The sequence below is a fragment of the Pseudomonas sp. PA27(2017) genome, assembly GCF_001945445.1.
GTDB lineage: Bacteria > Pseudomonadota > Gammaproteobacteria > Pseudomonadales > Pseudomonadaceae > Aquipseudomonas.
In genome coordinates, this window is sequence record NZ_MSXW01000056.1 from 1 (window position 1) to 2,059 (window position 2,059).

The window sequence follows — 2,059 nt, forward strand, 5'->3', positions numbered from 1 at the left end:
GGTCGGCCACCACGCTGAGTTGTTCGCGCTCCTGCAGCAGGCGCTGCATGGTCAGCAGGAAATTGCGCCCGTGCAGGGAATACACCCAGCTGGTGCGCAGGATCAGGTGTTTGCCACCCACCGCCGCGATGGCCTGCTCGCCAGCCAGCTTGCTGTGGCCGTATACGCCTAGCGGGTTGGGAGCATCGTCCTCGTCATAGGCAGTGGCTTTGCTGCCATCGAACACGTAGTCGGTGGAGTAGTGGATCAAGGGTACGTCGAGTGCCGCGGCCTCTTCGGCCAGTACGCCGGGGGCGATGGCATTGATCGCAAAGGCCGCCTCCGGCTCGCTTTCGGCGGCATCGACCGCCGTGTGCGCGGCGGCATTGATGATCAGCTCCGGCTGCAGATGGCGCACGGCTTCCCGCAAACGCGCAGTATCGGCAAGGTCGAGCTGCTCGCGGCCGAGCACGATAAGTTCGTGCTGTTGGCTGAGCAACGACTGCAACTCACGGCTGACCTGACCCTGCTGGCCGAGCACAAGGATCCTCATGGAAACAGCTCGGCGTCGTCGAACAGCATGCCCTGCTGATCCTTGGCGGAAAGCTTGGGCTCGCCTTGCAGTTGCCAGTCGATGGCCAGCTTCGGGTCGTCCCAGCGAATGCAGCGCTCAAAGGCCGGCGCGTAGTAATCGGTGGTTTTGTAGAGAAACTCGGCGAACTCGCTGAGCACCAGAAAGCCGTGGGCGAAGCCTTCGGGTACCCACATCTGCCGGTTGTTTTCGGCCGACAGGTGCGCGCCGACCCACTGGCCAAAGGTCGGTGACTGGCGACGCAGATCCACGGCGACGTCATACACCTCGCCGGCCGAGACGCGCACCAGCTTGCCCTGGGCCTGCTCTATCTGATAGTGCAGGCCGCGCAGCACGCCGCGCTGCGAGCGCGAGTGGTTGTCCTGGACGAACTCCGGATTGAGGCCGGTGGCTTCGCTGAAGGCGCGGGCGTTGAAACTCTCGAAAAAGAACCCGCGCTCGTCGCCGAATACTTTGGGTTCGAGTATCAACACCTCGGGGATGGCGGTTTGAATGATGTGCATCAGTTGTCCTCGGCCAGGCTGAACAGGTACTGCCCATAGCCGGTCTTGCCGAATGCCTTGGCCTGGCGCAGCAGACATTCGCGGTCGATCCAGCCCTGCCCGTAGGCGATCTCTTCCAGGCAGGCGACTTTCAGACCCTGGCGGTGCTCGATGGTTTGTACGTACTGCGAGGCTTCCAGCAGGCTGTCGTGGGTGCCGGTGTCGAGCCAGGCGAAGCCGCGGCCGAAGCGCTCGACGCGCAAATCGCCGCGCTGCAGGTAGGCGTTGTTGACGTCGGTGATTTCCAGCTCGCCGCGCTTGGACGGTTTGACCGCCTTGGCGATCTCGATCACGTCGTTGTCGTAGAAGTACAGGCCTGTTACGGCATAGCTGGAGCGTGGCTGGGCCGGTTTTTCCTCGATGGAAATCGCCTGACCCTGAGCATCGAACTCCACCACGCCAAAGCGCTCAGGGTCCTTGACCCAGTAGCCGAATACCGTGGCGCCCCTGTCCGCTGCCGCGGCGCGCAGCAGTTTTTCGGTGAAGTGCTGACCATGGAAAATGTTGTCGCCGAGGATCAGGCACACCGGATCAGTGCCGATGAACGCTTCGCCAATGATGAAGGCGCGGGCCAGGCCATCCGGCTCCGGCTGTTCGGCATAGCTCAACTGCAGGCCGAACTGGCTGCCGTCGCCAAGCAGCTTCTGGAACTGCGGCAGATCGTGGGGCGTGGAAATCACCAGGATCTCGCGGATGCCGGCGAGCATCAGCACCGACAGCGGGTAGTAGATCATCGGCTTGTCGTAGATCGGCAGCAGCTGCTTGGACAGGCCCAGGGTGATCGGGTGCAGCCGGGTGCCGGAACCGCCGGCGAGGATGATGCCTTTCATCGTTTATTGCTCCTTGGGCGCGCCGAGCCGTTCGCGCTGGTAGCTGCCGTCCTGAACGCGGCGGCACCAGTCGAGGTTGTCCAGGTACCAGTTTACGGTCTTGCGCAGGCCGCTGG

The 2,059-nt window shown here is 63.1% G+C and carries 3 protein-coding genes and 1 pseudogene; all 4 read right to left on the reverse strand.

The genetic code is table 11. From position 1 onward, the window contains the following. On the reverse strand, positions 1–532 hold a 532-nt coding region (rfbD, locus tag BVH06_RS20065), incomplete at its 3' end, for a dTDP-4-dehydrorhamnose reductase (RefSeq protein WP_075935265.1). Beyond that, positions 529–1,074 carry a dTDP-4-dehydrorhamnose 3,5-epimerase gene (gene rfbC, locus BVH06_RS20070; protein WP_075935263.1) on the reverse strand — a complete coding sequence of 182 codons (546 nt, stop codon included), beginning with the start codon at positions 1,072–1,074 and terminating at the stop codon, positions 529–531. The genes rfbD and rfbC, both read right to left, overlap by 4 nt. After that, positions 1,074–1,943, reverse strand: a complete 870-nt coding sequence (gene rfbA / locus BVH06_RS20075) for a glucose-1-phosphate thymidylyltransferase RfbA (protein WP_075935264.1) — start codon at positions 1,941–1,943, stop codon at positions 1,074–1,076. Before rfbA ends, rfbC begins: the two co-directional genes overlap by 1 nt. Positions 1,944–1,946: 3 nt before the next feature. Next, positions 1,947–2,059 (reverse strand): annotated as a pseudogene (locus tag BVH06_RS25555) (dTDP-glucose 4,6-dehydratase); the annotation flags it as partial.